This is a genomic window from Paenibacillus woosongensis (assembly GCF_009725165.1).
Classification (GTDB): domain Bacteria; phylum Bacillota; class Bacilli; order Paenibacillales; family Paenibacillaceae; genus Fontibacillus; species Fontibacillus woosongensis.
In genome coordinates this window covers 278,917-303,645 of record NZ_WNZW01000002.1, presented here as the reverse complement: position 1 = coordinate 303,645, position 24,729 = coordinate 278,917, and the positions used below count along the sequence as shown (strand labels likewise).

Here is a 24,729-nt window from a genome sequence, read left to right as displayed (position 1 = left end):
TAAATCCCATTGAAAACAAACAAAATCAAGTTTCATAGAAAAAAGCTTCCATCGGAACGAAATGTTCCATGGAAGCTTTTGGTGTTCGCGGTTATTTCTTGAACTGCACCGAACCTGAAGGCGAGGATTCTCCCAGCCCATTGATCGCCGTGACCCTGACCCAACCGCTTGGAGCATCCGTTTTAAACGAGAAATGCGTGGCTGGGGTCGAGCCTAGTCTGGAATACACTCCATCTGCTGTATCCGATAAATAGATCTGGTATTTCGTAATATGTTCCTCGGACGCATTGGCTGCCCAGGATACCGTAATTTCCTGATCGTTGAGCTGCACACCAACTTGCCCTGGTGCGTTAGGCGGGGCTAAATTATCCAAATCAATATCCGGCAATGACTCCTGATCCGAGCCATCTGGATTATGAATGCCACTCCAGCTATCGAAGCTGACGATCGCGCTTGGCGCGGATTCTCTTCCAGCAACGTCTACCGCTGTGATGTAGTAGGCGTAATTCCCTCCGGAGCCCGATTCCGTGAACAAGGTGTCTTGACCCGTCAGCACGACTTTCCCTGTTCCCTTGAAGGCAGCTCCGCCTTCCGACCGGTACAGGCGATAGCCGACGACATCATTTTCTGGATTTTTGGCAAAAGATATTTTCGCTGCGCCGCCTGCCGCAGTCAGATGGATATCACTTGGCGGTGATGGATCTTTGCCATCGTCTTCCCTTGGATCCAGCTTGGTTGGAGCATCTTCGCCAGCATCCTTCGGCATATAGAAGCTAAGCGGTTTATGACCGCCTTTCATGCCGGAAAAGGCCTTTTGAAGCTCGTCGACAAGCTCCTTAATCGGCTTCTCGCGCTTCATGACGACTTTCTCCAGCACCATGTCGGAGGGGGTCGTGTCATGCGGAATATAGTTCACGCCTTCATACGTAATATATTTCGTCCGAACGAGCACGTCATCAGGCTCGGTAGGCACGTATTTCGCGTTAAACATGTCCGTAACCACTTTTCCGGCCTGCTGTGTAAGGGCAGTCGGCAGCTTGCCGCTATAGCCTGAGACGGTTTTGGTTACGATGCCGTCCGGCTTCTCAAATTGTTTCGTTTGAAACAGCTCCGGCTTGCTGTCGGTCACTTCATTCATCACTTTGGCCCAGATGGAGCGAGCTCTCGACTTGCCTGCATTAGACAGCGTATTAACCGGTTCTTTATAACCGATCCAGACGCCTAGCGACACGTCGGGAGTATACCCCATAAACCATACGTCCGCATAATTTTGCGTAGAGCCCGTTTTACCGACAATCGGGATTTTTCCATAGCTTTTGAAGTCACTTTTGAGTGATCTGGCTGTTCCGTCGGTAATGACCGTGCGAAGCATATCTGTCATCAGATAGGCGGTCTGTTTGGAAAAGACCGGTTCAGGATCTACCTGATGCTTATAGACGACATTGCCTTTAAAATCGGTGATTTTCTCGATCATGTAGGCATCGGTGAATTCTCCGCCATTGGCGATTGTGCTATACGCGTTCGTAAGCTCCTCAACAGTGACGCCGTATTTAAGGCCTCCAAGGACGCCAGTCTGCGCCCCGTAGTCATCCTCGACCAATGTGGTAATGCCGAGCTTCTTGGTGAACTCCCAGGCCTGCTCGATGCCTACAGTTTGATTAAACACCTTCAGCGCCGGTACGTTTCGCGATTCATTCAGCGCGGTCCTTGCTGTAACCAAGCCTTTATACCCGCCGCTTGAATTTACCGGAATATGATAGCCCTTGGAGTAATCCCGCAAAATAATCGGCGAATCATCGATGATGCTGGCCGGCTGGATCAGACCGAGTTCCATTGCCGGCAGATAGGCGGCGATCGGCTTCATTGTGGAGCCGGGCTGCCTTTTCATTTGTGTAGCATAGTTCATTTGCTCCGTATAGAAGTCCCGGCCTTCAATCATGCCGAGAATGGCTCCAGAACGGTTGTCGAGCATGATGGCAGCGACTTGCTCAAGCCCTTTCTTCTCGCTGTAAGGACTGAAATTGTCAGCGTTCTCCGACACCTTATGCATGGCATTGTACACTTGCTTATCGATGGTCGTGTATACCCGGTAGCCTCCCGTCAGAAGCTGCTGCCGCGCTTCTTCGAGCAGCTGCGGATTGCCCAGCAGCTCCTCTTTGGTCATCTCCGGATTATTCATCATGGCGATGACGAGAGCGCCCTGACGTTCGGTTTCCAGCATTAGATAAGGATAGGTCTCGTAAGCTTTTTTTGTTTGTGCTGCCAAAGAGCCTTTAATGTCAAAGGCTAAAGCCTCGTCATACTGCTCTCTGGTAATCTTGCTTTCTTCCAGCATGCGGGACAGCACGAGCTGCTGCCGCTTGATGGCGCGCGCAAATGCTTCTTCGTTGAACTCACCCTTGCCGTTAAAGGCGGAATAGGAGGAAGGAAGCTGAGGCAGCCCCGCCAGATAAGCCGTCTGGGCAATATTGAGCTCGTTTAGGTTGGTGACGTTGAATATCCCCTTGGCGGCAGCTTTGATGCCGTAGACCTGATATCCGTTTGAGCCGTTGCCAAAAGGAACCTTATTCAAATAAGCTGTAATGATTTCAGGTTTGGAGAGAAAGCGTTCCAGACGTACAGCAAGAAAAATTTCCTTCACCTTCCGGTTAGCGGTTTTGTCGAGGCTCAGAAATACGCGTCTGGCCAGCTGCTGAGTCAGTGTGCTGCCCCCGGTCTGTACATCCTCCTTCAGAAGCCGTTGTTTGACCGCACGCATTGTTCCATTGAAATCGACGCCGATATGGCGGTAGAAGTTGTTGTCCTCGATAGCGATTACCGCATCTATGACGGAAGCAGGAATTTCATCATAACTGACCGGCCGCCGGTCTTCTTCCGAACGAAGCTGGCCGATGCCTGAGCCGTCGCGGAAATAGGCGAAGCCTGTCATCTCGTTATGATTGATTTTCGCTTCTATATCGGCACGGGACCGCACGGGGTCATCCTTCACGATCGAGGTGACGTACCCGAATACGGCGCCTCCGGCAAAGAGAACGGCAGCGAATCCGAACAGGGTCAGCCAGCCCAGCGTCATCCAGACCCAGCGCCATTTCGAGCGTTTTGGCGCTTTTGCCTTGTTCTTCTGTTGCTTTTTGTTGGAGCTTGTATCGTTATCGCGAGCCATGAAATATCCTCCTTTTTAACAGCAACATTATAGCATAAATTAAGGGATTTGAATGCTCTTTCAAAGATTGGCCGCACAGAAAAAAATGATTCTGGCCTGAGAATCACCGTTCTGGACTTGTAAAAAGTATGTATTTTATAACTTGCTAAAATGCATTGCTCTGCAGAAAATAAAAAAACCGACCCGATCCTTGCGGACGAGTCGGTTTTGTGAAGCTTATTAACGGTTGTAGAACTCGACGATTTGCTTCTCGTCAATGTCTTGGGACAACTCGGAACGCTCTGGCAAACGGATGAATTTGCCTTCCAGCGCTTGGTCGTTGAACTCAAGGTAAGCAGGAACGTGAGTGCGGTTCTCCAGGGCTTCCTTAATAGAAGAAAGACCGCGGCTTCTTTCGCGAAGACCGATTACGTCGCCAGTGCTTACGGAGTAAGAAGCGATGTCAACCTTTTTGCCGTTAACGGTAACGTGTCCGTGGGATACCAATTGACGTGCGCCTGCACGGGAATTGGCAAAGCCCAGACGGTATACCAAGTTGTCCAAACGAGTCTCGAGGAGGAACATGAAGTTCTCACCCGCGATACCGCTCATTTTTTGAGCTTTGTTGAACAAAGTGCGGAATTGCTTTTCGCCAAGACCATACATGTGGCGAAGCTTTTGTTTTTCTTGAAGCTGCATACCGTAGTTGCTGATTTTTCTCCGTTGGGTTGGACCATGTTGCCCCGGAGGGAACGGGCGCTTCAATTCTTTTCCAGTGCCGCTCAAGGAAATGCCAAGACGGCGGCTAAGTTTAAATTTAGGACCAGTGTAACGTGCCATTGTATAGGTAGACTCCTTTAATTTGAAATTTTCGCTAGGGTTCTACTTGCGCGGACTTTGTTTAGTAAGCGAAGGATAGAGATAATTACGCTTATCTGTCAGGAAAGTTCAGCCGCTGTCCCGACAGCAACAAAATCCAGAGGGTGCTCGCATGCGTTACGCCCCAATCAAAGACCTATCCAGTCTTCTTCAACAATATATATTATATGAAATCATCGAATAAAGTCAAGATGGGTTTTTTGTATGAAAAGCGTTAAAAACCGTGGTTTATGTCGATAGGGCTTTCGGCCTAAAAAAGTGTGGCAGAATAGAGTAAAATTAATGCAAAAAGGGACGGAAGATAGTAAAATAAACATATAGTCACAAAAAAGAATCGCAGGAGCGAAACTGACTGGACGGACGAGACGAACATGATCAGCTGTTATACATGGACAGAGTTGAATAGCTTAGGTTACCAATAAATCGCCGTATTCCAAGTGCGACGAAAAGGAGTTTTCCTATGGCCAAACAATCAAGAGACGACCCGATGATAGATACAATTCCGAATTCTTCGCTGTCTGTGCTATTTGAGGAAGCAAGTGAGCATATGAGTTGGCTGGAACAACTCGATATAACAGAGCATGATTACTCATATATTGAACCGTTCATACAGAAAGGCTACGCGGATTGGAAGCAGGAGATTTCCGGATTGCTTGAACTTGACGGGGGATGGTGGTTTGTGGCCAATCATACCGGGACGATCATCGATGCGGACATGCCGATCCCGGAGCTCGTGGCCGAGACGATCGCCGCCACCGTACAAAGCCTCGAATGTGCCGTCCGTTCCTTCGAATGCTTCAGCTGCATTGCCGTACCGGTCTTAACGCGGAGTAACGGGCAATTGTTCGCCGTGTTCGGCTGCGTGCTGGATGAAGGCATAAGTGCTGATGCTTCGCTCATATTGGCAAAAATGAACGCCCATTATTTCCGGGCCTGCTTCTATAAGAGATTCCATTCCTGGTTCGTGCTTGATTTGCTGAGCATTCAGAGACAGACCAAACGCGAGGAGCATCGTCGCTCCATTTTGTTCCAGGTCGTTCAGAAGCTGCATGGCAAAATCGACGTCGATTCCATTTTGTCGGAAGTGTTCGAGAGAATTGCCGGCATGTATCCAGATGCGAAGGTCGAGCTGCTCATGTCACAGGATCACGTCAGCCGCGATCCGAGGGTCAAGTCGCTTCTGCTGCACGGAGAGCAGGAGCATATCTGCGTTAGGGCTTTTATGGAAGGCAGGATGCTGCGCAAAGAGCTGCAGAGTACAGAGGGCGAGCCTTACATAGAAATTGCGGTTCCCCTCATTGGCAAGCAGGGCGTTTACGGGGTGTTTCATTTGCTGCTGCCTAAGGATCAGGTAGAGGAAATCGATTTACAGCTCATCAGCATGCTGGCCGATACGGCGGGGACTGCCTTCGAGAACGCGAAGCTGTACGAGCAATCCAATCTGTTGATCAGCGAGCTGCGGCTCATCAATGAATTGACTAAACGGCTCAATCAAAGTCTCCGTCCCAAAGAGGTTTTTAAATTCGCAACGGAAGAGCTGCTGTCGATTTTTAAAGCCGAATTTTGCTGCATCTCGCAAATCACCAAAGAAAACGAGCATTTCGAAATCATGTCCAGCAATGTGCCGTCGTTGTCCAAGGAGTTTTTTCCGAAGGATTACGGCTTTAGCGGGTTGGTCTACTCGACGCAAGAGCCGATTATTCTGTCAGATTACAAGGCCTATGGCAAGTTTTCTTCTAAAATGATGGAGATCACGGACTCCCGCTCCCTGATTGCCGCTCCTTTAATCGTCAGGGGAGAGGTGAATGGCGTTATTATGCTGTCCCACCGGGAAGAACGGTTTTTCTCTTATGAAAATTACAAGCTGCTGCAGGTGCTGGCTTCCCATATCGGCCTAGCCATCGCTAATGCTTCTCTGCATGCGGAAGTACGTAGAATGGCCAATCGGGACATGCTCACAGGACTGTATGCGCGGCATTATTTGGATGATACGATTCAGGAGTTTCAGAAGAAGGACACCAACGGCTCATTGATTGTCGTCGATATCGATCAGTTTAAGGGGATCAATGACACGTACGGGCATCAAACCGGAGACAAGATCCTAAAGCAGGTATGTTCGATTATCAGGAGCACGATACGCAAGACGGATATCGCTGCCCGTTGGGGCGGGGAAGAGCTTGCCTTGTACTTGCCGGGAGCGAGCATGGAGCACGGGCTGCAAATCGCGGAGATGATTCGTTTGCGCGTAGAACAGGAGACCGAGCCGAAGGTGACTGTGTCGTGCGGCATTGCCGAGTGGACCCGGGATGATGACAGGATCAGTGTTGAATCATTGTTCTACCAGGCGGATATGGCGCTGTACAAAGCGAAAAATAACGGCAGAAATCAAACGCAGGCTGGTTAAATAATATAGTGCTGTTTCATGATAACTGTCTCACGTCGTGAGGCAGTTTTTTGCTGTGCTGACGCATAGTTTTTTTGGGCAGGGACAGCCTACAGCTAACAGGCTTTATCCTAAGGGAGGAATCAGCATCATGGGTCTGCTTCACAGGTTCATCTTAGCGATTTTTTGCTTGATGGCTGCAGTGTTGATGTCGTCCTGCCGCCTGCAGGAGGCGCGAACCGGCGAGCAATGGTTTAATCACGCGTGGTCTGGCCTGGCCGGCGTTGATGCTTTGACCTTTCAGGGCAAAGCGGCATTATGGCGCGGAGAGCAGGGGGTACTGGAGCAAAATTTAAGCTATAGCGGCAGGCTGGATGACCATCACCGCTTGACCATGCGGACCGTCATTGCGGAAGGGGCGTCCGGCAGCAAGGGAAGCCTGCTGGCATCGGGGACGCGCCCGGGGGAAAAATATGAAACGAAGCTTGTGGCGCAGGGACGGCGCTGGCATATTGTTTCTGACGAAGAGTCGCTGGGCAAGGGGCTCGCACGGCTTAACCCGCTGGAACAGCTGGAGCATATCCGCAATGCCCGGAAATCGATCAAGCTGGAGAGCGGGGCAGCCAGAGGAACGAAGGTGCTGCGGATTGAACTTGATGCCGCGGATGCACAGGCTTTGATTGGCAGTGAGCTGGAGGAAGAGATGAAGCAGGTAAGGCAGAAATGGGAAAGCAAGCTTGCCAAGCTGCCGAATGCGGAACGGGCGAAGCTGGCCAGCCAGTCGGAGCAGATCTGGAATGCGGGAAATAAACAGCTTGCCGAAATGCTGAATCAAGCTGAGATTCAAGCCGTATACCATCTGACCCTCAATTCGAAGACAGGGCTTCCGATGCGCCTGACCTCTGAATCGAGAATAGCGTATTTAAGCCCGCAAGGTGCTCCGCAGCAGGAGATGCTGCGTACAGATAACCGATTTGCTGATTATAAATAGCAAGCTGGTTATTTTCCGAATATCTCCTAATCTCTTGGAAGAGACCGGCAGACCGTGCTACAATAGAAAACGAATTAACCAGCGTTCAACTAACGGAGCAGCTTTCCTGTCAAGATGGGAATGCTGCTTATCTAAATTAGAGGAGGCGTAAGTCTGTATGCGAGATCCAAGAATACAGAAATTGGCGGAAAATTTGGTGGGCTATTCAGTTAACGTTCAACCGGGAGAAAACGTGCTTGTAGAGATGATCGGCAATGAAAGGGATTTGCTGATCGCGATCGTCGAAGAGGTTGGCAGGAAGGGAGGGAATGCCTTTGTGGAGCTGACTGACCGGACAGTGCAGCGTTCGCTGTTCAAATATGCAAACGAGGAACAGATGAAAACCTGGGCAGAAATTGACCTTAACCGGATGAAACAGATGGATTGTTATATCGGTATCCGGGCCGGCGCGAATGTGAACGAGTTGTCCGATGTCCCTGAGGAGAAAATGAAGCTGTACAATTCGCTTTATTCCCATCCTGTACATAGCGAGCAGCGGGTAAAGCATACGAAATGGGTCGTCCTTCGTTATCCGAACGCCAGCATGGCGCAATTGGCGAACACGAGCACCGAAGCCTTCGAGAACTTCTATTTCGATGTATGCAATTTGGATTACGCTAAAATGGATCGGGCGCAGGATGCATTAGCCGATTTAATGAAGCGCACGGATAAAGTCCGGATTACCGGCCCTGGTACTGATTTGTCCTTCTCCATTAAAGGAATCGGCGCCATCAAATGTTCGGGAGAGCGCAACATCCCGGACGGCGAAGTATATACGGCGCCAGTCAGAGATTCGGTAAACGGTACGATCAGCTATAACACGCCTACTTTGTATAACGGGATTACGTTCGAGAATATCAAGTTCCGCTTCGAGAATGGAAAAATCGTAGAGGCAACGAGCAACGATACGGAAAACCTTAACAAAATCCTCGATACGGACGGAGGATCACGATATATTGGCGAGTTTGCGATCGGCTTCAATCCGTACATTTTGCACCCGATGAAGGATATTCTGTTCGACGAGAAGATTGCCGGCAGCCTTCATTTTACGCCGGGCCAGGCTTATGAAGAGGCATTTAACGGGAACAAATCCTCCATTCATTGGGATCTGGTGCTTATCCAACGTCCAGAGTACGGCGGCGGGGAAATTTATTTCGATGACGTGCTCATCCGCAAAGACGGAATATTTGTAGTGCCTGAGCTGGAGGCGTTGAATCCGGAGAACCTGAAATAGAGAGAATATACCTTGCTAGGGAAGCGGATTCAATGTATCATGGTAATATATTTATTCCAAAGTTAGACGCGGAGGGATTCGAAATGGCGAACAACAATCAAGCGGTAGTTGAAATTGCTCAAACCGCGAGCAAATTTTCATCATCCATCGTTCTTCAAGCAGATAATAAGTACATCGATGTAAAAAGTATTTTGGGTCTCTTCACAACGCTGGTAAACACGCAAAGCTATGAGCTTCATGTTCACGGACCAGATGCAGACGCTGCGAAGGCTGCCGTATCTGAAGTGTTTGCAAAGCACGGCTTGAATGTGAAGGTAGTTGCCGAATAATTGCTCATTCGAAGAAGCACTCTTGCCGATACAGGCAAGGGTGCTTTTTTGAACATATTTAGAAGTATCATTCCGGGATGTGCGAAACGTCATACCCAATTGGGGAGACTTGGGAAAGGGATTATTTAGAGAGGTTCTTGTATTGGCTTTCGATTTCGTCTAATATTAAGAATAGAGTAGATGAGTGATCGACTTTAGGGACATAGGGGGGAAGAAACATGACTTCATCTGATTTGCAGGAGCAACTGAATCTGAAAGCATTAAATCTTCTGCAGGAAGATGCGGATAAAATACAGAAGCTGATCGAAGTGCAGATGGAGAACCTGGCTACGCGTTACTGCCCTCTCTATGAGGAAGTATTGGATACCCAGATGTATGGTTTCTCCAGACAGGTTGACTACGCGGTTCGTGTCGGGCTCATTCAAGAGTCAACAGGCAAACAAATTTTGAACAAGCTCGAGCGGAATTTGGCCCTGTTATACGAAGCGATGAATAATAAAGAGTAGCCTGTTAATAGAAACAGGCTTACATACCACAGAAAGCGTACAATCCGTGTGATCGCCGGGATGTACGCTTTCTTTGTTTGTATCGCTGTGTGGCCGACCTGACGATCTTACGGCGTTATACGAGGTAGAACGAGACCCCCAGAATCGCATAGACAGCAATCAGGAGCAGGCCCTCATACCAGTTCGTCTGTCCGTCCTGAGTAATCGATTTGGCGATGAAGACGGACACGCCAATGGCCGCAAGCTCAATTACGGTGAACACGATGTCCATCGGCCGGCCGAAGAGGTGACTGATAAAAATCAGCACCGGAGCAACGAACAAAGCGATTTGCAGACTGCTGCCCACGGCGATTTCTACGGAGGCGCCGATCTTATTTTTCATGGCGAGTAAAATGGCTGCGCTGTGTTCTGCCGCATTCCCGACGATAGCGACAACGAAGGCACCGACAAATATTTCGCTAAGACCGAAACGCTCTGTGAACGTATCCAATGTTCCTACGAGCCATTCGCTGACGAAAGCGACCATGACCGTTGCCAGGACGAGATACGTGACCGATTTGCCTTTGGACCATGCGGGCGGCAATTCATGCGAGCCTCCTGCGGTGGCCAGGGCGATGCCGTCTGATTCGGCGGCAGCTCCATTGTCCGCTCTTTTGCCGGCTTCCGTGACATCGGCCAAATAATCCTTATGCGTAATCATGGAGAAGACGAGCCATAGCAAATAGGAAGCGATGAGGATTCCGGCGACGACGAGGCTAAGCGCGGTCCGGTCCTCTTCATGGAGGACATGCGTCTGCAGGAAAATAGCCGGTACAAACAAGGCGATAATCGCCACGATCATCAACGAGCCGTTCATGCCCGCCAGCGATACGTTGTACCGTTGTATTTTATGCTTTAATCCGCCAGCGAACAGGCTTAAACCGAGGACAAGCAGCAGATTTCCGATAATCGAGCCGGTAATGCTCGCTTTGACCATGTCGAATAATCCTTCGCGAACGAGCAGAATGCCGATAATCAGCTCCGCAGCGTTCCCGAAGGTTGCGTTAAGAAATCCGCCCAGGCGCTGTCCGGCATAATGAGCTACGCTTTCGGTCGCTTTTCCCAGAAATCCGGCAACAAAGATGACAGCAACGGCGGAAATGATAAACTGCAGGGTGGCCGGCCAGTGTGCGTAATGCCCTGCGGCGCTTAAAATAAAGAAAATGATCAACAGGCTTGGCGATACATATTTTCGCATATTGGCACCTCGGCTTTGCGTGAATATATCAAACTCAATATAACCAATTTGGGTAAAATAAAAACGATACACCACAAAAGAATATTCCACATTTGCTTTACAGCAGCATAGGAATTACAATAAATATAATGAGGTTGAAGGAGGAATTGACCATGACCGAACAATTACAGTTAGATAATGGGCTTATTCGAATTTCAGACGACGTCGTTGCAAAAATCGCCGGGATGGCGGCCCTGGAAACGCCGGGAATTGCGGCTATGTCTGGCGGCTTGTCCGAAGGCTGGGCAAAGCGGTTAAGCGGCAAAAATGTGCAAAAGGGCGTCACCGTAGAAGTCGGTCAGTTGGAAGCGGCAATTGATCTCCGTATTATTGTGCTGTACGAGACGCCGATTCACGAGGTGTGCCGGATGCTTCAGCAAAATGTTCGTGAAGCGGTCGAAAGCATGACAGGACTTAAAACCGTGGAAGTCAATGTGAAAGTTGAAGGCGTTGCATTCAAGGATGATGAAATCTGATCGTGCAGCGTGACGGTACATAGATCGTTCGAGAATTTCAGAACCGAACCGGCAAGAAAGAAAGAAGACTACGGGGAGCCCGTAGTCTTCTTTCTTTCTTTCTTTCTTGCTATAAATGGCGGCGTCTCGGATGGCTCAGCTCATACGATGGATCCTTTACAACGACCGATTTGGTTCGTTCCTGCTTTGCAGGCAGGGAGGAGTCGCGCGAGATGCTGAGGACAATGCCCATTGCTCCCATCATGACCAGCAGGGAGGAGCCGCCGTAACTGATGAATGGCAGGGTTACGCCGGTAATGGGAATCGTCCGCGTTACGCCTCCGATATTAACGAAGGCCTGGATGGCGATAAGCCCCATAATCCCGACGCCGGTCAGCAAGCCGAACGTACTGGAGCAGCGGAGTGAGACCAGCAGTCCCCTCCATATAAAATAGATGTATAACAATAGGAAAATGATGCTGCCGATAAACCCGAACTCTTCGCCGATGACGGAAAAGATAAAGTCATTGTACGAGTTGGGCAAATAATGCAGCTTCTGAATGCCTTGGCCGAATCCTGCTCCTGTTAAGCCGCCATGTCCTAGCGCGGTTAAGGAATGAATAATGTTATAGCCTGTGTGCTGCGGATCTTCCCAAGGGTTAATGAATGATGTAATTCGTCCTACTTTATAATTGCTGCCTGCTTGTTTCTCGCTTGGATTAATTTGCTCTAAAAGGGCGCCGGCACCGAGTACGATGCTGGCTCCTAGGATAAGCAAAGCGATAGAACCTAAAATATGTTTCAAATTTGCTCCGCCGGCAAATATAATCAGGCCTGCGGTAGCGACCAGAATCATGCATGAGCCAAAATCGGGCTGCATCATGATAAGACCAGCCACAAAGCCGACGATGACCATCACGGGAATATAGCCTGTTCTTAAATCCCGAAAGCGATCCCCTTTCTTTGAAATCAGAGCAGCCAGATAAAGGATCGTAGCAATCTTGGCCAGCTCGGTAGGTTGAACGCCCAGGCCGAAGATCATAAACCAGCTTCTTGCCCCAAAGATATCGTCAGCTAAAAATGGAACAAGCATCAGCATAATAATAGTTACAATAAAAACCGGAACAAAAAGCTTCTTGAATTTGTTATAAGGAATGTTCATCGTAATGAACATGAGGATCAGGCCGACTCCTCCGAAAGCTATTTGACGTTTCGTAAAGTACATCAAATCATAACCAAATTTTTCGCTTACCAAAGTAATGCTGGAGCTGGAACTGAAAACCATGACGATCCCGAAGCCAACCAATAACAAGGTGAGGATGAGCAGTTGAAAATCGGGAGCTCCGCGTTTGGGCTCTGATTTGCTGTCTCTCATGCCAAATTCCTTATGCCTCTAGAAGCTGCTTCAGTTCGGCTAGCTTAAGGTTGGCCGTCTTTTGTACGAATGACGGGATTTCCGATTCGTATTCCAGCCCGTGCGGGAATGTAGCCCGTCCGATATAGACCGCTTCAATTTCCAGAACCGTGTCCGGACGCTCCAATTTGCCCTCTACAGCCCGCGTGTTAATGCGAAGGAAGTACTCGTTATCATTTGCTTCTATTTTGTAATCGTATGTAGCCCGGTAATATTCCCATTGCCAGCGAATAAACCCGACTTTCTCTGCGGATTCGTCCAGATAGGACAAGTCGCTCTTTAATCCGTTCAAACCGGTATTTTCGAGAATCATCGTGTAAAATGCCTCCTTAAAAGTTCTTCTCCCATGATATTATGTTTCCACCACTTGTGCAAGCATAGGAAACGCTTCAAAAGGGTGAAGGGACGCCGTTTATGGTGATATGCCCTATATTGAGGGCGCTGATTTTTCTGCTACAATAATACATATCGTATGTCGGCGGGCATGCTGCCGGCAGTTTGATGCGTGATTGACGAAGAAGGAAGTGGAAGTCCATGAGAGAGGAAACGCTAAAATCGTTGTTTCCGGCTATGGTGGAGCGGAGACGGTATTTGCACCGCCACCCGGAATTGTCGTTCAAGGAACAGAAAACGGCGGCATACATCGCTGATGAGCTAAAGAAGCTGGGCATTGATGCAGCGGTCGGGATCGGAGGGAACGGAGTTGTAGGCACCATTCGCGGCCATTTGCCGGGGAAGTCGGTTGCGCTGCGTGCCGATATGGATGCACTGCCGATTCAGGACGAGAAGACGTGCGAATATGCTTCTTTGGTTCCCGGCGTTATGCATGCCTGTGGACATGACGGCCATACGGCCGTTCTGCTCGGGGTTGCCGAATATTTCAGCACCCGGAGAGAGACGCTTCAGGGCGAAATCCGGCTCATCTTTCAGCCGGCGGAGGAGGTCTGTCCGGGCGGGGCACTATCCATGATTGAGGCAGGGGCGCTGGACGGCGTGGACGTGATTTACGGCGTGCATTTATGGACGCCGATCCCGGTAGGCGCGGCGGCCAGCCGGCCCGGGCCGATGATGGCCTCGACCGACGAATTCTTCATCGAGCTGTCAGGCCGCGGCGGCCATGGCGGCATGCCGCATGCCGCGGTGGACAGCGTTGTTGCCGGAGCGGCGCTTGTTCTCCAGCTGCAGAGTGTCGTCAGCCGTTCAGTCAACCCGCTGGATCCCGCTGTCGTAACGATCGGCTCTATTCACGGGGGGACGGCTCAGAATGTTATTGCCGACACATGCCGCCTGGCCGGTACGGTCCGCTGCTTCCAGGAGGAGACCCGCAGGATAATCCGCGAACGGATCGAGCGGTTGACTGAAGGGACGGCACAGGCCTACGGGGCGGGCGTAACGATCGATTATATGACCGGCTATCCGAGCCTGGTCAATCATCCGGAGGAGTATGAGAGGTTTCGGGAGGTTGCGGAGCGGGAGACCGGGCTGTCGAGCGAGCTCTCACCGCAAATTATGCCTGCCGAGGATTTTGCTTACTATTTGCAGCGGGTTCCCGGCTGCTTCATGCTTGTAGGAGCCGGAAATCCGCAGAAGAATGCGATCTATCCGCATCACCATCCAAAATTTGATATCGATGAAAAAGCGATGCTGCATGCGGCAAGCCTCTTGATCGCGATGGCGGAAGCTTACCAAGAAAGCAGCATTTAAGGGCCATGCATAATATGGCTCCCTCCTAGGAAATCTAGATGATGGAGGGATGGCAATGAGAAAAGTAAAAGATATCATGACTGACCAAGTAGTTACCGTATCGCCAAAGGACAATATCTATGAGGTTGCGGTAAAAATGAAAAACAATGATACGGGCTTCATTCCCGTCGTCGAAAATGGAGACCGGCTGATCGGAGTGATTACCGACCGTGATCTCGTCATTCGGGCGATTGCGGAGAAGCATCCGGGATCTACAGCCGTAGAGACGGTTATGACACGGGGCATCCGCTGCGCATCGCCGGACACGCCGGTTGACGAGGCTGCGGATATGATGGCGGAGCAGCAAATTCGCCGCCTGCCGGTTACGGAAGGAGAACGGCTCATCGGGATCGTGTCGATTGGAGATATGGCTGTACGCAACAATTTTGCCGATGAAGCCGGCGACGCGCTGAGCGATATTTCCCACCAAGTCCACTAGTCATGCTAAGGTCAATTTAAGAGAAGAGGTTCGCATCATGCTTGCGGGCTTCTTCTTTTCCATATTACAGACTTTTGGAAGGAATAAGGAGGCTTTAATGGATGAACGGAATGGGAGCTTGCATCGTGCAGCGTGATTTTACGGTTCTTCTGGAGAAGGGGCATCCCGGTTTCGAACAGGCCAAAAACAAGCTGGCTCTTTTTGCAGAACTCGTCAAAAGTCCGGCCATGTTTCATACATACCGAATTACGCCGCTGTCTTTATGGAATGCTGCAGCGGGTGGCCAAACGGCGGACGATGTTGTGGAGATGCTCCGCTGCCTGTCGAGATGGGAGGTGCCGGGCAAGGTGCTTTCCGACATCCGCATGTGGATGTCTCGCTACGGCTCTCTGGCTTTAATTCAAACAGACGGTGCCCCAGGCATGCTCTATATTGAGCAGCGTCGCTCGAACCCGGCCCTGCTGGATGAGCTGGAGAGGGAACCGTCGCTGGCTTCTTTCAGGCTGCAGCGGGACGGCTTCCGGCTGTGCTTTCCAGCGGTGTTTCGCGGCCTGCTGAAGCAGGAGGCGGCACGCCTGGGTTATCCCATCACCGATGAAGCGGGGTACCATCGCGGACATACATTGCCGGTCGCTCTAAGGAGCGTGATTGGGGATGGCCAACCATTTGCACTGAGGGATTACCAGGCAGCAGGCGTTGAGGCGTTTGCCGGCCGGGTGAATCCGGCCGAAGGGCAGGCGAGTCATGGCGGAAGCGGAGTGATCGTGCTGCCGTGCGGGGCTGGAAAGACGATAGTAGGGCTTGCCGCACTGGAGCGCTTGCAATGCGAAACGCTGATCCTGACCTCGAATGTCACCTCCGTACGGCAATGGATAACTGAGATTTGCCAGAAGACGACGCTGACGTCCGAACAGATCGGGGAATATTCCGGCGATAAGAAGCAGGTACGTCCGGTTACCGTTTCAACGTATCAAATTTTAACCCACCGCACGAAAAAAGACGGCGATTTTCAGCATATGCGCTTATTCAACGAAAGAGACTGGGGACTGATCATTTATGATGAGGTGCACCTGCTCCCGGCTCCCGTATTCCGGGCTACGGCTGATATTCAAGCGACCCGGCGCCTCGGGCTGACGGCTACGCTCGTCCGGGAAGACGGCTGCGAGCGGGATGTCTTCTCTCTGATCGGACCTAAGCTTTATGAGGTGCCTTGGCGCGAATTGGAGCGAACCGGGCATATCGCCAAGGTCGAATGCCAGGAGATTCAGGTTGCGATGGCCCCGTCCTTAAAGGAAAAGTATGAAGCCGCGCAAGGGCGGGAGAAGTTTAGAATCGCATCCGAAAATTCCCGGAAGACCGCCTGGCTGGAGCGGTTGCTGCGCTTGCATGAAGGCCGGCAAATCCTCGTCATCGGCCAATATTTGCAGCAGCTTGCCGAGGCAGCATACGTACTTCAGGCACCGCTTATTACAGGCAGTACTCCGCAGGAGGAGCGAGTCCGGCTGTTTCAGGCGTTTCGCGAACGGCAGATTCAAGTCCTTGTCGTTTCCAAAGTAGCCAATTTTGCCGTAGATCTGCCGGATGCGTCAGTGGCCGTGCAGATCTCAGGCAGCTTCGGCTCAAGACAGGAGGAAGCGCAGCGGCTCGGCCGGATACTCCGGCCGAAGGCAACGGGAGAAAAGGCATATTTCTATAGCTTGGTCTCCGCGGACAGCAGGGAGCAGCATTTTGCCCTGCGCCGTCAGCTCTTTCTTGTCGAGCAGGGCTATGAGTACAAGATTCGCCGTGATGAAGCTATCTTTCAAGATGATGCTGCCCAGTCGGAGGTGCTTTAGGCATGAACAGGGAATGCATGACATCGAAAGAGATGCAGGGCCGCGAACGCGGAGCGGAAGGATTCCCGCCAGCCGCTAAAATGGCCTTATTCTTAATCTTTCGCCGATTCGCCGGGCTCTCCTTCAAGCTGGAGCATCTGCCGAAGGCCGCCGAGGGCCGGACCACGGCGGCCGATTTGCGTGCAGCCGTTCCGGCACTGCTGCGTCATCGCTATCTGGTTTCGGTCCGTAATTCATGGGGCGAGCGTCTATTCTACATTCCACAGGAAATTGCAGACATGATCCAGGGTGAATGGATGCAACCGAAGCTTGAGCCGATCAGCGGCAGCGAAATCAAGCTTATCCGCGAGGCGAAGCGGGGGCTCGCGTTGGATTTGTTCCGCAGCCTCGTTTGGATTGCAAAGTACGGTATTCCCGTTACGGCAAAAGGAGGCATTTACCAACGGGCACTCGTGAAATTAAGCGGGCAAACAGCGCTGCAGCCTGAAGACGTAACGGGGTTGGAGCTTAGTTATCCCCACCAAGAGACGATTCCGGCTTCAACGGCGGTCGTGCTGGATTTGCTGCTGGATATGGAGCTTATCATTCAGGCTCCAAAAGCGTGGCAGTTGAATATGCAGGCAATAACTTTCTGGCTAGAACAGAATGTGGACGGAATGAATGCAGAGCTGTATCGCCGAGTTCAAACGAAATATGTTCCCGCGGAGGCAGGATTGCAGCACCTTGTTTATGCATTATCATCTCCGTTTTTTGTTCCCGGCGAGTGGTATTCCATAGAGATGCTTATCCAATGGCTGCAGGAGGAAAGGCTGCTTCGCCTTGACCCGCCTGAGGAATGGCGGCGCTGGCTATGGGGCTGGATCGAGGCTATGTGCGGCTTTGGCTGGCTGGAGCTGGGATGCCATAATGCGGGGGGACGAGCCTTTCGCTGGATAGAGCAGCCAAGAAGGCTTGGGCTGGCGCAGGACGCTTTGCATCGGGATGAAGACGGTGAAACGGCGGAATCCGGCTTTTGCGTTCAGCCAGATTTTGAAATCATCGTGCCCCCAGAAGTGTCTTTTGCCTGCCGATGGGAGCTGGAAGCCATTAGTGAATGCATTTATGCGGACCGCATGTCGGTGTATCGCCTGACGCGAGAGAGCATCGCCGAAGGGATCCGGCTTGGCCGCTCCTGGCGGGAAGCGCTCCGCCAATTGCAGCGTTCCTCTTCGGGCGTCCCGGACAATGTAGCCCTTGCCCTTGAAGAATGGGGGAGGGAGCTTGGGGAACCGGGGGAGTTGCGGGTTTTCCCCAGGCTGGATGGTTCTTTGTCCAAGTTGCCCGAGCTAGGAGGGCCGAACGGTATTCCGCAGTCAGGAGGCAACGGCAGCGGCTGGATATTTTGCGGGGAGGACCGCTCTTCATATCGCCTATTTGATACTGGCTTGGAGCGGGAAGAGCTGTTTCCGGGGCTGGATCAGGTTCCGGCCATATGGCTAAAGACGGCAAGAAGCTATCATTCCTCAACCGCCCGGGAAATGGTGAGCCAGGCTATGAAGTGGCATGTCATGCTCGCCTTGGGAATCAAAGGGGAAATGTATGAATATTTGCCCGCAGGCCTGCAAGGGGGGGCGGATTGGCAGGTTACAGGCAAACTGTTCTCGCCCAATTCTTCCGAAGGCCGCGATGCCGTGCTGACTCCGGAAAATTGGGAGATTATGCGTCTGCTCCTTCCAGAGATCGTTGCGGAAGACCGGAACGGAGCAATCGCGGGAAACCCTTCTGCTGGGAAACCGAATATGTTATTATAGTGTAGTCTACTGAAAATTGTATTGTTGCATGGATTTTTTAGTAGACCATTCTATATAGAATCGAGTTGAGATTCATGAGCGTAACCGAGCTGAAGACGGTCGATATGGCCCAGCTTTTGACATACGCCTATGAATTAGGCGATATGATAAACAATTCCACCGCGGTATCCGATTATTTATACTGGAAGAGACGCGTGGAGGAAGACCCGGAGATCCAGGCATTCGTCAGAAAGCTTGACGCGCAGAAGGAGCTCTTTGAGGAGACGGAGCGATTCGGCCACTACCATCCCAATTACCATGAGGCGAAAGACAAAGTAGCTCAGGTGGAGAAGGAGCTAGAGCAGTTCGAAGCCGTACGCAAATTCAAAGCGGCAGAGAAAGAGCTGGACGACATACTGCATCAGATGTCGGAGACGATTGCTTATTCCGTATCCGATACTATTAAGGTACCGAGCAACGACCCGAATCCAAAGGGCGGCGGCTGCGGAAGCGGCGGCAGTTGCAGCTGCGGATAACGGGGCACCGCCGATATATGGCGGCAGCACCATCTTTTACAGGCGACGATATTGGGGGGATTACATGTTTCCGGAACGTACAGGCTATATCATATGGGTAAACGATTTGAAGGCGGCAAGAAATCTGGAGAAATACGGGAGCGTGCACTATTTATCCCGGCGGATGCATTACGTCGTCATGTATGTAAATGCGGAGCGCGCAGAGGATATCATGCGGAATATCCGCAAGCTGTCGTATGTCCGCAAGATTGAACGATCGTATCGCAATGAAATCAAGACGGAATATTCAAAGGAAGTTCCAGACAAGACGCAATATTATGGATTGTAGAATCCAAATGCACGTACGAATACTCATGACCCGATTGGCGTAGGACTTATTAAAATGCCGGCGGGATACAATAAAGAGCGACCCTTCGGGGCGCTCTTTATTTTTAGCGGTTTTATCCAGAATGGAGCAGAACATCGTCAGGAGGCGGAAATCATGGAGTATGAACTGCTGCTGCGCGTGCTGATCGCGGGGATTTGCGGCTATATCATCGGCTTTGAGCGAAAAAGCCGCATGAAGGAAGCGGGGGTGCGGACGCATTTTATCGTGGCTGCTGGCTCTGCCCTCATGATTATCATTTCCAAGTACGGCTTTCAGGACCAGATCGGCTGGAGCAACCTGTCGCTCGATCCGTCAAGAGTCGCGGCCGGTGTTGTGAGCGGGGTCGGCTTTTTGGGGGCGGGCATGATATTCATGCAGAAGCAAACGGTGAAGGGGCTGACTACAGCAGCAGGCATATGGGCGACGGCGGGAATTGGCATGGCGGTTGGGGCCGGCATGTATTTCGTCGGCATCGGTGTGATGCTGATTATTTTCGTAGGCCAAATCGTGCTGCATGGCCGCTTAGGCCGGTTGACCTCTCCAAAAGTCGAAAATATCACCCTTGTACTCGAGAACGAAGCGGAGGCTTTGGAGCGGATTTTAAAACAGCTTAGGGAGCTTCATATTGCCGTTCTGTCTTTTGAAGTGGAACGCGGGGGACAATCGATGACCCTCGCTTTGACGATACAGCTTAAAGGCGGTTATGACATGGAGGCGCTAATGCTCGCTTTAGGAAGCAACGAATCAGTGAAAAAAGTTAAAGCGGAGTAAAATTTCTCATAAATTTTAGTTCTAAGATCAAGGCCTCCCTTGTAGAATAATGGAAAGTGATGTATGATTATAGGTAAATATACTTAGTTATAAAGACCTATCAACTACAAGACATGAGGGGTGCGTCATGAGAGACAAGGTTACGGAGCGGTGGGGAACTTATGAGGCTTTTCACATAACATTAGGCGATAAGAGAGTCTCCGATATCGTGATCACTAACCATGCCATGATGCGGTATCGCGACAGGATAGATCGGACTAGCAAAGGCTTTGAGAAAATTGCCGGCTGGGCTTGGGAATGTCTCAAGCAGGGGCGGATCAAGCATTATTACCGCAATGAAGAGGACGTTTATTTGGTGGACGATGATTTGGTGATGGTTGCTGAATTTTCCGAAATTCCTGGGGAATACGATCTGGTCGGAAGACCTATGCATAGGATGATCATCGTGACGTTTCTCGGACGCATGTCCGAGACGATCGAGCTGCGTGACCTGCGTTCCTATTATTCCTGGCTGAGGCATTCCCGGCGTATGACGCTGATGAAGAACAGCCGCAAGCGGAAATAATTTGAGAGCGGGTAGCGCGTTTCTAATTTAGAGAAGGTCATGAAGCAGACACGAAGATGTGTTTGCTTTTTTTTGTTTTATTTAAGGTCTATGGGGAGCCAGGGCTTTTTATCGCTTCCACTTACGATTCGGCCAGGTTTAAGCTGCTTTATGAAATGGATATGGAGAACGTCTCTCCATGGCTTTCCCCGACCTGTTGAAATTAACTGGTTTTTGTTTGCATGAACATGCTATTGTAATGGAGAAGAAGGAGTGAAGCGACAATGGCTTTGAATTATCACCAATTACATATTTTTTATACCGTTGCCCAGCGGGGCAGCTTTTCGGCGGCCGCGCAGGCGTTACATATGACCCAACCTGCAGTAACGATGCAAATTCAATCGCTTGAGGACTATTTCGGCACGAAGCTGCTAGTCCGATCGACGAAGCGTATTGATTTGACCGAAGCGGGAAAAGCTTTATATCCGTATGCGCGCAAAAGCATCGAGCTTATGCGCGAGACCGAAAAGGCGATGTCGCAGTTCACGTCCATGCTGGAAGGGCGCCTGCTGCTCGGCTCCAGCCTCACGATCGGCGAATATGTGCTGCCGCGCCTGCTCGGCCCGTTCGGACGCCAGTATCCGCACATTTCTATCGTGCTAAAGGTGATGAATACGACGCAGATCATTGACGAAATTGTAAGCCATCAGCTTAATTTTGGCCTGGTCGAAGCGCCTGTGCATCATCCCGATATGATATCAGAGCCAGTCATGGAGGACGAGTTGAAGCTGGTCGTGCCTGCAGGGCATCCGCTCACCAGCAAAGGCTCCCTGAAGCTAGCGGACATATTATCCTACCCGTTCGTCCTTCGGGAGAAGGGCTCGGGCACCCGCCAAGTCATGGAGGAGCAGTTGGAACGCAGCGGGATCGATCTCGCAGAGCTGGATATCGTCATGGAGCTAGGAAGCACAGGGGCCGTGAAGTCCGCAGTCGAGGCCGGCTTCGGTCTTACATTTCTGTCGCCGTCATCGGTCAAGCATGAGCTAGCCCTAGGATTGCTGGAGATTCTGGAAATCGAGGATGCGAAGTTCAAGCGCCAGTTTTATTCGATCCATTTGAAATCCACGCTGCTTCCGGTATCCGCAGTTACGTTTCTGACCTTTTTGCGGGAACAGCAGCTACCTTTGTAGACAGTTAAGGAGGAACTCCATGATCAACGATTCGGTATTCGATAATTTATGTGATTTGCACACTCATACCCGGGCCTCCGATGGAATGAACGCCCCTGCAGAAAATGTCCGTCTGGCCCGGGAGAAGGGTCTGGCAGCCATCGCGATCACGGATCATGATACGGTAGCCGGAATTGAAGAGGCGCTTGCCGCCGGGAAGCAATACGGCATCACGGTCGTTCCGGGCGTTGAAATCAGCACGGTCGCGGCGGGCCGCGACATTCACGTGCTGGGTTATTATATCGATACCATGGATGAAAGGCTGCTGGGCAGACTGCAGAGGCTTCGGGCTACGCGAGAAGCGCGGAATGAGCTCATTTTGGAGAAGCTGCATGCCCTCGGAATGCCGCTGACGCTCCAGGAGATCAAGGATGGGCTTGGCCGCCCGCTTCGCCCCGATGAGAGCATCGGCCGGCCGCATATCGCCGATGCATTGGTCCGAAAGGGCTATGCCGAGAATATGCGGGATGCCTTTGACCGTTATCTGGGCGAAGGGAAGCCGGCTTATGCAAGCGTCCCCAGGATCGCGCCAGGGGAGGCGATGCAATGGATTCGTGAGGCCGGCGGCGTCCCTGTGCTGGCGCACCCCGGGTTATATGGGGATGACGAACTGGTCAAACGGATTATTGCCCAGGGCCAGCCTGCAGGCATCGAAGTGTATCACTCTGACCATGGGGCAGCAGACGAGCAGCGTTACCTGGAAATGGCAGAAGAGTTCGATCTGATTCCGACTGCCGGTTCCGATTACCATGGCGTCCGGCAGGGCGTGATCTTTCACGGGGATATTGGCTCGCGTACAGTACCGTTAAGTACATTGGAACTGCTTCGTCATCGCTCAGGGCACGCAGGTCAGAACTGACCTCGTACCTGCAGTAAAGCAGCGTGCACTGCCCAAGATGAACAAATCCTTCGTCCTTGCTATGTAAGCATTAGCAAATGGCCGAAGGATTTGTTGTTTAAGTTATATATCGCAGCTTATTTGATGGTGTTTGGCAGGCTCTTGACAAGCGCCTCGTCAGGCGTGACGAACAAAGTGCGCTGCTGCTCGTAAATGACGAAGCCGGGCTTCGCGCCGCTTGGCTTGCGAACATGCCTGATCAGCGTGTAATCGACGGGTACGCTGCTGGATTCCTTGGCCTGGCTGAAATAAGCTGCCAGCTGGGCTGCCTCGTTTAATGTGGCTTCCCCGTAGGAGGCGCTTCGAATGACGACGTGGGAGCCCGGAATGTCCTTCGTATGCAGCCAGGTATCATTGTGGCTGGCCAGGCGGTTGGTTACGTACTCGTTCTGCAGATTGTTCTTGCCTACGTATATGTCTATGCCTTCGGAAGAAGTGTAGACATGGAGCGTCGGACGGTCGCTCTTCTTTTTTTTCTTGCTTTTGCCGCTTCTTTGTCTCAAGTATCCCTGCTGGATCAATTCCTCGCGGATTTCATCGATATCGTTCAGCGTCGCATAATCCAGCTGCTGAAGCAAACCCTCCAGATACGTGATTTCCCTGCGAGCGATGTCCATTTGTTCATCGATAACCGTCAGGCTGTTTTTGAATTTGTTGTATTTCTTGAAATAACGCTGCGCATTTTCGGACGGAGTCAGCAGCGGATCAAGGGAGATCCGCATAGGCTTTTGCTCTTCATCGTAATAATTGATGAGCTCAGCTTCTTTGTCGCCCTTTTCAATTTGGTGAAGGGAAGCAAGGAGCAGTTCCCCGGAGATCCGGTATTTCTCGGCATCCTCGGCTTCCGCCAGATCCTCCTGCAGCTTCGTCAGCTTCTTTACATTTTTGCTGCGCTCATTTTGCAGAAAACGCAGCAGATCGCTCGTTTTTTGCTTCACGGTATCACGCAGCGCCTTTTCCCCGTAATAATCCTCCATGCAAGCGCTGATCGAATCGAACGTCCGGATATCTCCCTGAACCATACTTAACAACACGGCCGAAAATACATGTTTTCCTTTGATGTTGTTACCGGTCATCGGCTGGTATTGATGGCGGGCAATATCGAGCATCATGGCCGAGAAAGTTGACCATAATGCATCAGGCTGCAGGGGCTCTTGTACAAGGGGAGCTTTGGCGTCAGCTTCGCTGTGCCGGGCGCGATAATAAATTTCATCCGCGATCAGCGGGCTGAGGCCGCTATAAGCCTGCACCAGCCAGTGACTGGATTCTGCTGCTGCTTCCCCGGCTTCGCCCCAGGCTGACAGGAATTGCTCCTTGCTGGTTTCCAGCGGATTCAGCTTATGCTGCTCCGGCGGCTTCGTATAGGCAAATCCCGGCATGACGACGCGGTAGCTGCTGATGGAAGGGGTGACGTGGTGAATGCCGTCCAGCTGCACGCCTGTGTTGGGATCGACGAGAATGATATTGCTGTGCCGTCCCATCAGCTCGATAATGATCCGTTTGGCGGAAATATCCCCAAGCTCGTCACGCTGCCTGATATCGAGCGCGATAATCCGCTCCATCCCGTACTGGGTAATCGCCTCGATAACGCCGCCTTCGCAATGCTTGCGCAGCAGCATGCAGAACATGGGAGCTTCCTGCGGGTTGGGAAAGGACTGTTCTGTAAGATGAACGCGCGGATAAGTCGGATTAGCCGATAAGATTAACCTTCTATTTTCACCCTGTGAGCGCAGATTGATAATGATATCGCTCTCGGATGGCTGATGTATTTTATTAATGCGTCCGCCCACGCAAATTTGCAGCTCGTGGACAATGGAACGCGTTACGATTCCGTCAAGTGCCATAATTGTACAGTCTCCCTCTTATAAGTGCCTTGGCGCATATCGCGCTCTCTCTATGATGCCATACTTCATGCAAAAACTTAAGTCCTCCCCTGTGATAATTTAGGAC

General features: G+C 51.3%; 22 protein-coding genes. 16 read left to right on the top strand and 6 right to left on the bottom strand.

What is annotated here, in order from left to right:
• Positions 1-91: 91 nt before the first annotated feature.
• Both GNP95_RS07855 and rpsD read right to left on the bottom strand, forming a co-directional pair.
• Entirely contained in the window at positions 92-3,163 is a 3,072-nt protein-coding gene (locus tag GNP95_RS07855) for a transglycosylase domain-containing protein (protein WP_155610305.1), read from the bottom strand.
• A gap of 219 nt (positions 3,164-3,382) precedes the next feature.
• Positions 3,383-3,982 carry a 30S ribosomal protein S4 gene (rpsD, locus tag GNP95_RS07850; RefSeq protein WP_155610304.1) on the bottom strand — a complete coding sequence of 200 codons (600 nt, stop codon included), beginning with the start codon at positions 3,980-3,982 and terminating at the stop codon, positions 3,383-3,385.
• A 499-nt stretch (positions 3,983-4,481) separates the two neighbouring features.
• Here rpsD and GNP95_RS07845 point away from each other — a divergent pair, with 499 nt between their 5' ends.
• From GNP95_RS07845 to GNP95_RS07825, 5 genes are all read left to right on the top strand, one after another.
• Positions 4,482-6,425, top strand: coding sequence for a sensor domain-containing diguanylate cyclase (locus GNP95_RS07845; RefSeq protein WP_155610303.1), 1,944 nt, complete (start codon positions 4,482-4,484; stop codon positions 6,423-6,425).
• Positions 6,426-6,555: 130 nt separating this feature from the next.
• Positions 6,556-7,395, top strand: a complete 840-nt coding sequence (locus tag GNP95_RS07840) for a hypothetical protein (RefSeq protein WP_155610302.1) — start codon at positions 6,556-6,558, stop codon at positions 7,393-7,395.
• A 157-nt stretch (positions 7,396-7,552) separates the two neighbouring features.
• Entirely contained in the window at positions 7,553-8,668 is a 1,116-nt protein-coding gene (locus GNP95_RS07835) for an aminopeptidase (protein ID WP_155610301.1), read from the top strand.
• An 83-nt stretch (positions 8,669-8,751) separates the two neighbouring features.
• Entirely contained in the window at positions 8,752-8,997 is a 246-nt protein-coding gene (locus GNP95_RS07830; RefSeq protein ID WP_155610300.1) for an HPr family phosphocarrier protein, read from the top strand.
• A gap of 218 nt (positions 8,998-9,215) precedes the next feature.
• Positions 9,216-9,503 carry an Fpa/YlaN family protein gene (locus GNP95_RS07825; protein WP_055107555.1) on the top strand — a complete coding sequence of 96 codons (288 nt, stop codon included), beginning with the start codon at positions 9,216-9,218 and terminating at the stop codon, positions 9,501-9,503.
• 115 nt (positions 9,504-9,618) lie between these two features.
• Here GNP95_RS07825 and cax read toward each other — a convergent pair whose 3' ends face one another.
• On the bottom strand, positions 9,619-10,740 hold the full coding sequence (gene cax / locus GNP95_RS07820) for a calcium/proton exchanger (protein ID WP_155610299.1): 1,122 nt from the start codon (positions 10,738-10,740) through the stop codon (positions 9,619-9,621).
• A 152-nt stretch (positions 10,741-10,892) separates the two neighbouring features.
• Here cax and GNP95_RS07815 point away from each other — a divergent pair, with 152 nt between their 5' ends.
• The gene (locus GNP95_RS07815; protein ID WP_155610298.1) at positions 10,893-11,255 is read left to right on the top strand and encodes an Asp23/Gls24 family envelope stress response protein; all 363 of its coding nucleotides are present in this window, start codon (positions 10,893-10,895) and stop codon (positions 11,253-11,255) included.
• A 109-nt stretch (positions 11,256-11,364) separates the two neighbouring features.
• Here the strand turns inward: GNP95_RS07815 and ftsW are convergent, their stop codons facing one another.
• Together ftsW and GNP95_RS07805 are read right to left on the bottom strand one after the other, a co-directional pair.
• The gene (gene ftsW / locus GNP95_RS07810) at positions 11,365-12,609 is read right to left on the bottom strand and encodes a putative lipid II flippase FtsW (RefSeq protein ID WP_155610297.1); all 1,245 of its coding nucleotides are present in this window, start codon (positions 12,607-12,609) and stop codon (positions 11,365-11,367) included.
• Positions 12,610-12,619: 10 nt separating this feature from the next.
• The gene (locus tag GNP95_RS07805) at positions 12,620-12,961 is read right to left on the bottom strand and encodes a YugN family protein (RefSeq protein WP_155610296.1); all 342 of its coding nucleotides are present in this window, start codon (positions 12,959-12,961) and stop codon (positions 12,620-12,622) included.
• Positions 12,962-13,182: 221 nt separating this feature from the next.
• Here GNP95_RS07805 and GNP95_RS07800 point away from each other — a divergent pair, with 221 nt between their 5' ends.
• The 10 genes from GNP95_RS07800 (at position 13,183) to GNP95_RS07755 (ending at position 22,740) form a co-directional block, all read left to right on the top strand.
• The gene (locus GNP95_RS07800; protein WP_155610295.1) at positions 13,183-14,352 is read left to right on the top strand and encodes an amidohydrolase; all 1,170 of its coding nucleotides are present in this window, start codon (positions 13,183-13,185) and stop codon (positions 14,350-14,352) included.
• A 55-nt stretch (positions 14,353-14,407) separates the two neighbouring features.
• The gene (locus GNP95_RS07795; protein ID WP_155610294.1) at positions 14,408-14,830 is read left to right on the top strand and encodes a CBS domain-containing protein; all 423 of its coding nucleotides are present in this window, start codon (positions 14,408-14,410) and stop codon (positions 14,828-14,830) included.
• A 101-nt stretch (positions 14,831-14,931) separates the two neighbouring features.
• The gene (locus GNP95_RS07790) at positions 14,932-16,665 is read left to right on the top strand and encodes a DNA repair helicase XPB (RefSeq protein ID WP_155610293.1); all 1,734 of its coding nucleotides are present in this window, start codon (positions 14,932-14,934) and stop codon (positions 16,663-16,665) included.
• Positions 16,666-16,667: 2 nt separating this feature from the next.
• Positions 16,668-18,455 (top strand): helicase-associated domain-containing protein, encoded by a 1,788-nt coding sequence (locus GNP95_RS07785; protein WP_155610292.1) that lies wholly within the window; start codon positions 16,668-16,670, stop codon positions 18,453-18,455.
• 74 nt (positions 18,456-18,529) lie between these two features.
• Entirely contained in the window at positions 18,530-18,970 is a 441-nt protein-coding gene (locus tag GNP95_RS07780) for a YlbF/YmcA family competence regulator (protein WP_155610827.1), read from the top strand.
• 64 nt (positions 18,971-19,034) lie between these two features.
• Positions 19,035-19,298, top strand: a complete 264-nt coding sequence (locus tag GNP95_RS07775; protein WP_155610291.1) for a YlbG family protein — start codon at positions 19,035-19,037, stop codon at positions 19,296-19,298.
• A gap of 153 nt (positions 19,299-19,451) precedes the next feature.
• Entirely contained in the window at positions 19,452-20,108 is a 657-nt protein-coding gene (locus tag GNP95_RS07770; protein ID WP_155610290.1) for an MgtC/SapB family protein, read from the top strand.
• A 127-nt stretch (positions 20,109-20,235) separates the two neighbouring features.
• Positions 20,236-20,673: a hypothetical protein gene (locus GNP95_RS07765; RefSeq protein WP_155610289.1), complete on the top strand. Its 438-nt coding sequence runs from the start codon at positions 20,236-20,238 to the stop codon at positions 20,671-20,673.
• A gap of 263 nt (positions 20,674-20,936) precedes the next feature.
• Complete coding sequence (locus GNP95_RS07760) at positions 20,937-21,842, top strand: selenium metabolism-associated LysR family transcriptional regulator (protein WP_155610288.1); 906 nt, start codon at positions 20,937-20,939, stop codon at positions 21,840-21,842.
• Positions 21,843-21,861: 19 nt separating this feature from the next.
• A complete protein-coding gene (locus GNP95_RS07755; RefSeq protein ID WP_155610287.1) occupies positions 21,862-22,740 on the top strand; it encodes a PHP domain-containing protein in 879 nt (292 codons plus the stop codon).
• Positions 22,741-22,856: 116 nt separating this feature from the next.
• Here GNP95_RS07755 and GNP95_RS07750 read toward each other — a convergent pair whose 3' ends face one another.
• Positions 22,857-24,623: an Rqc2 family fibronectin-binding protein gene (locus tag GNP95_RS07750; protein WP_155610286.1), complete on the bottom strand. Its 1,767-nt coding sequence runs from the start codon at positions 24,621-24,623 to the stop codon at positions 22,857-22,859.
• Between the last annotated feature and the right edge of the window lie 106 nt (positions 24,624-24,729).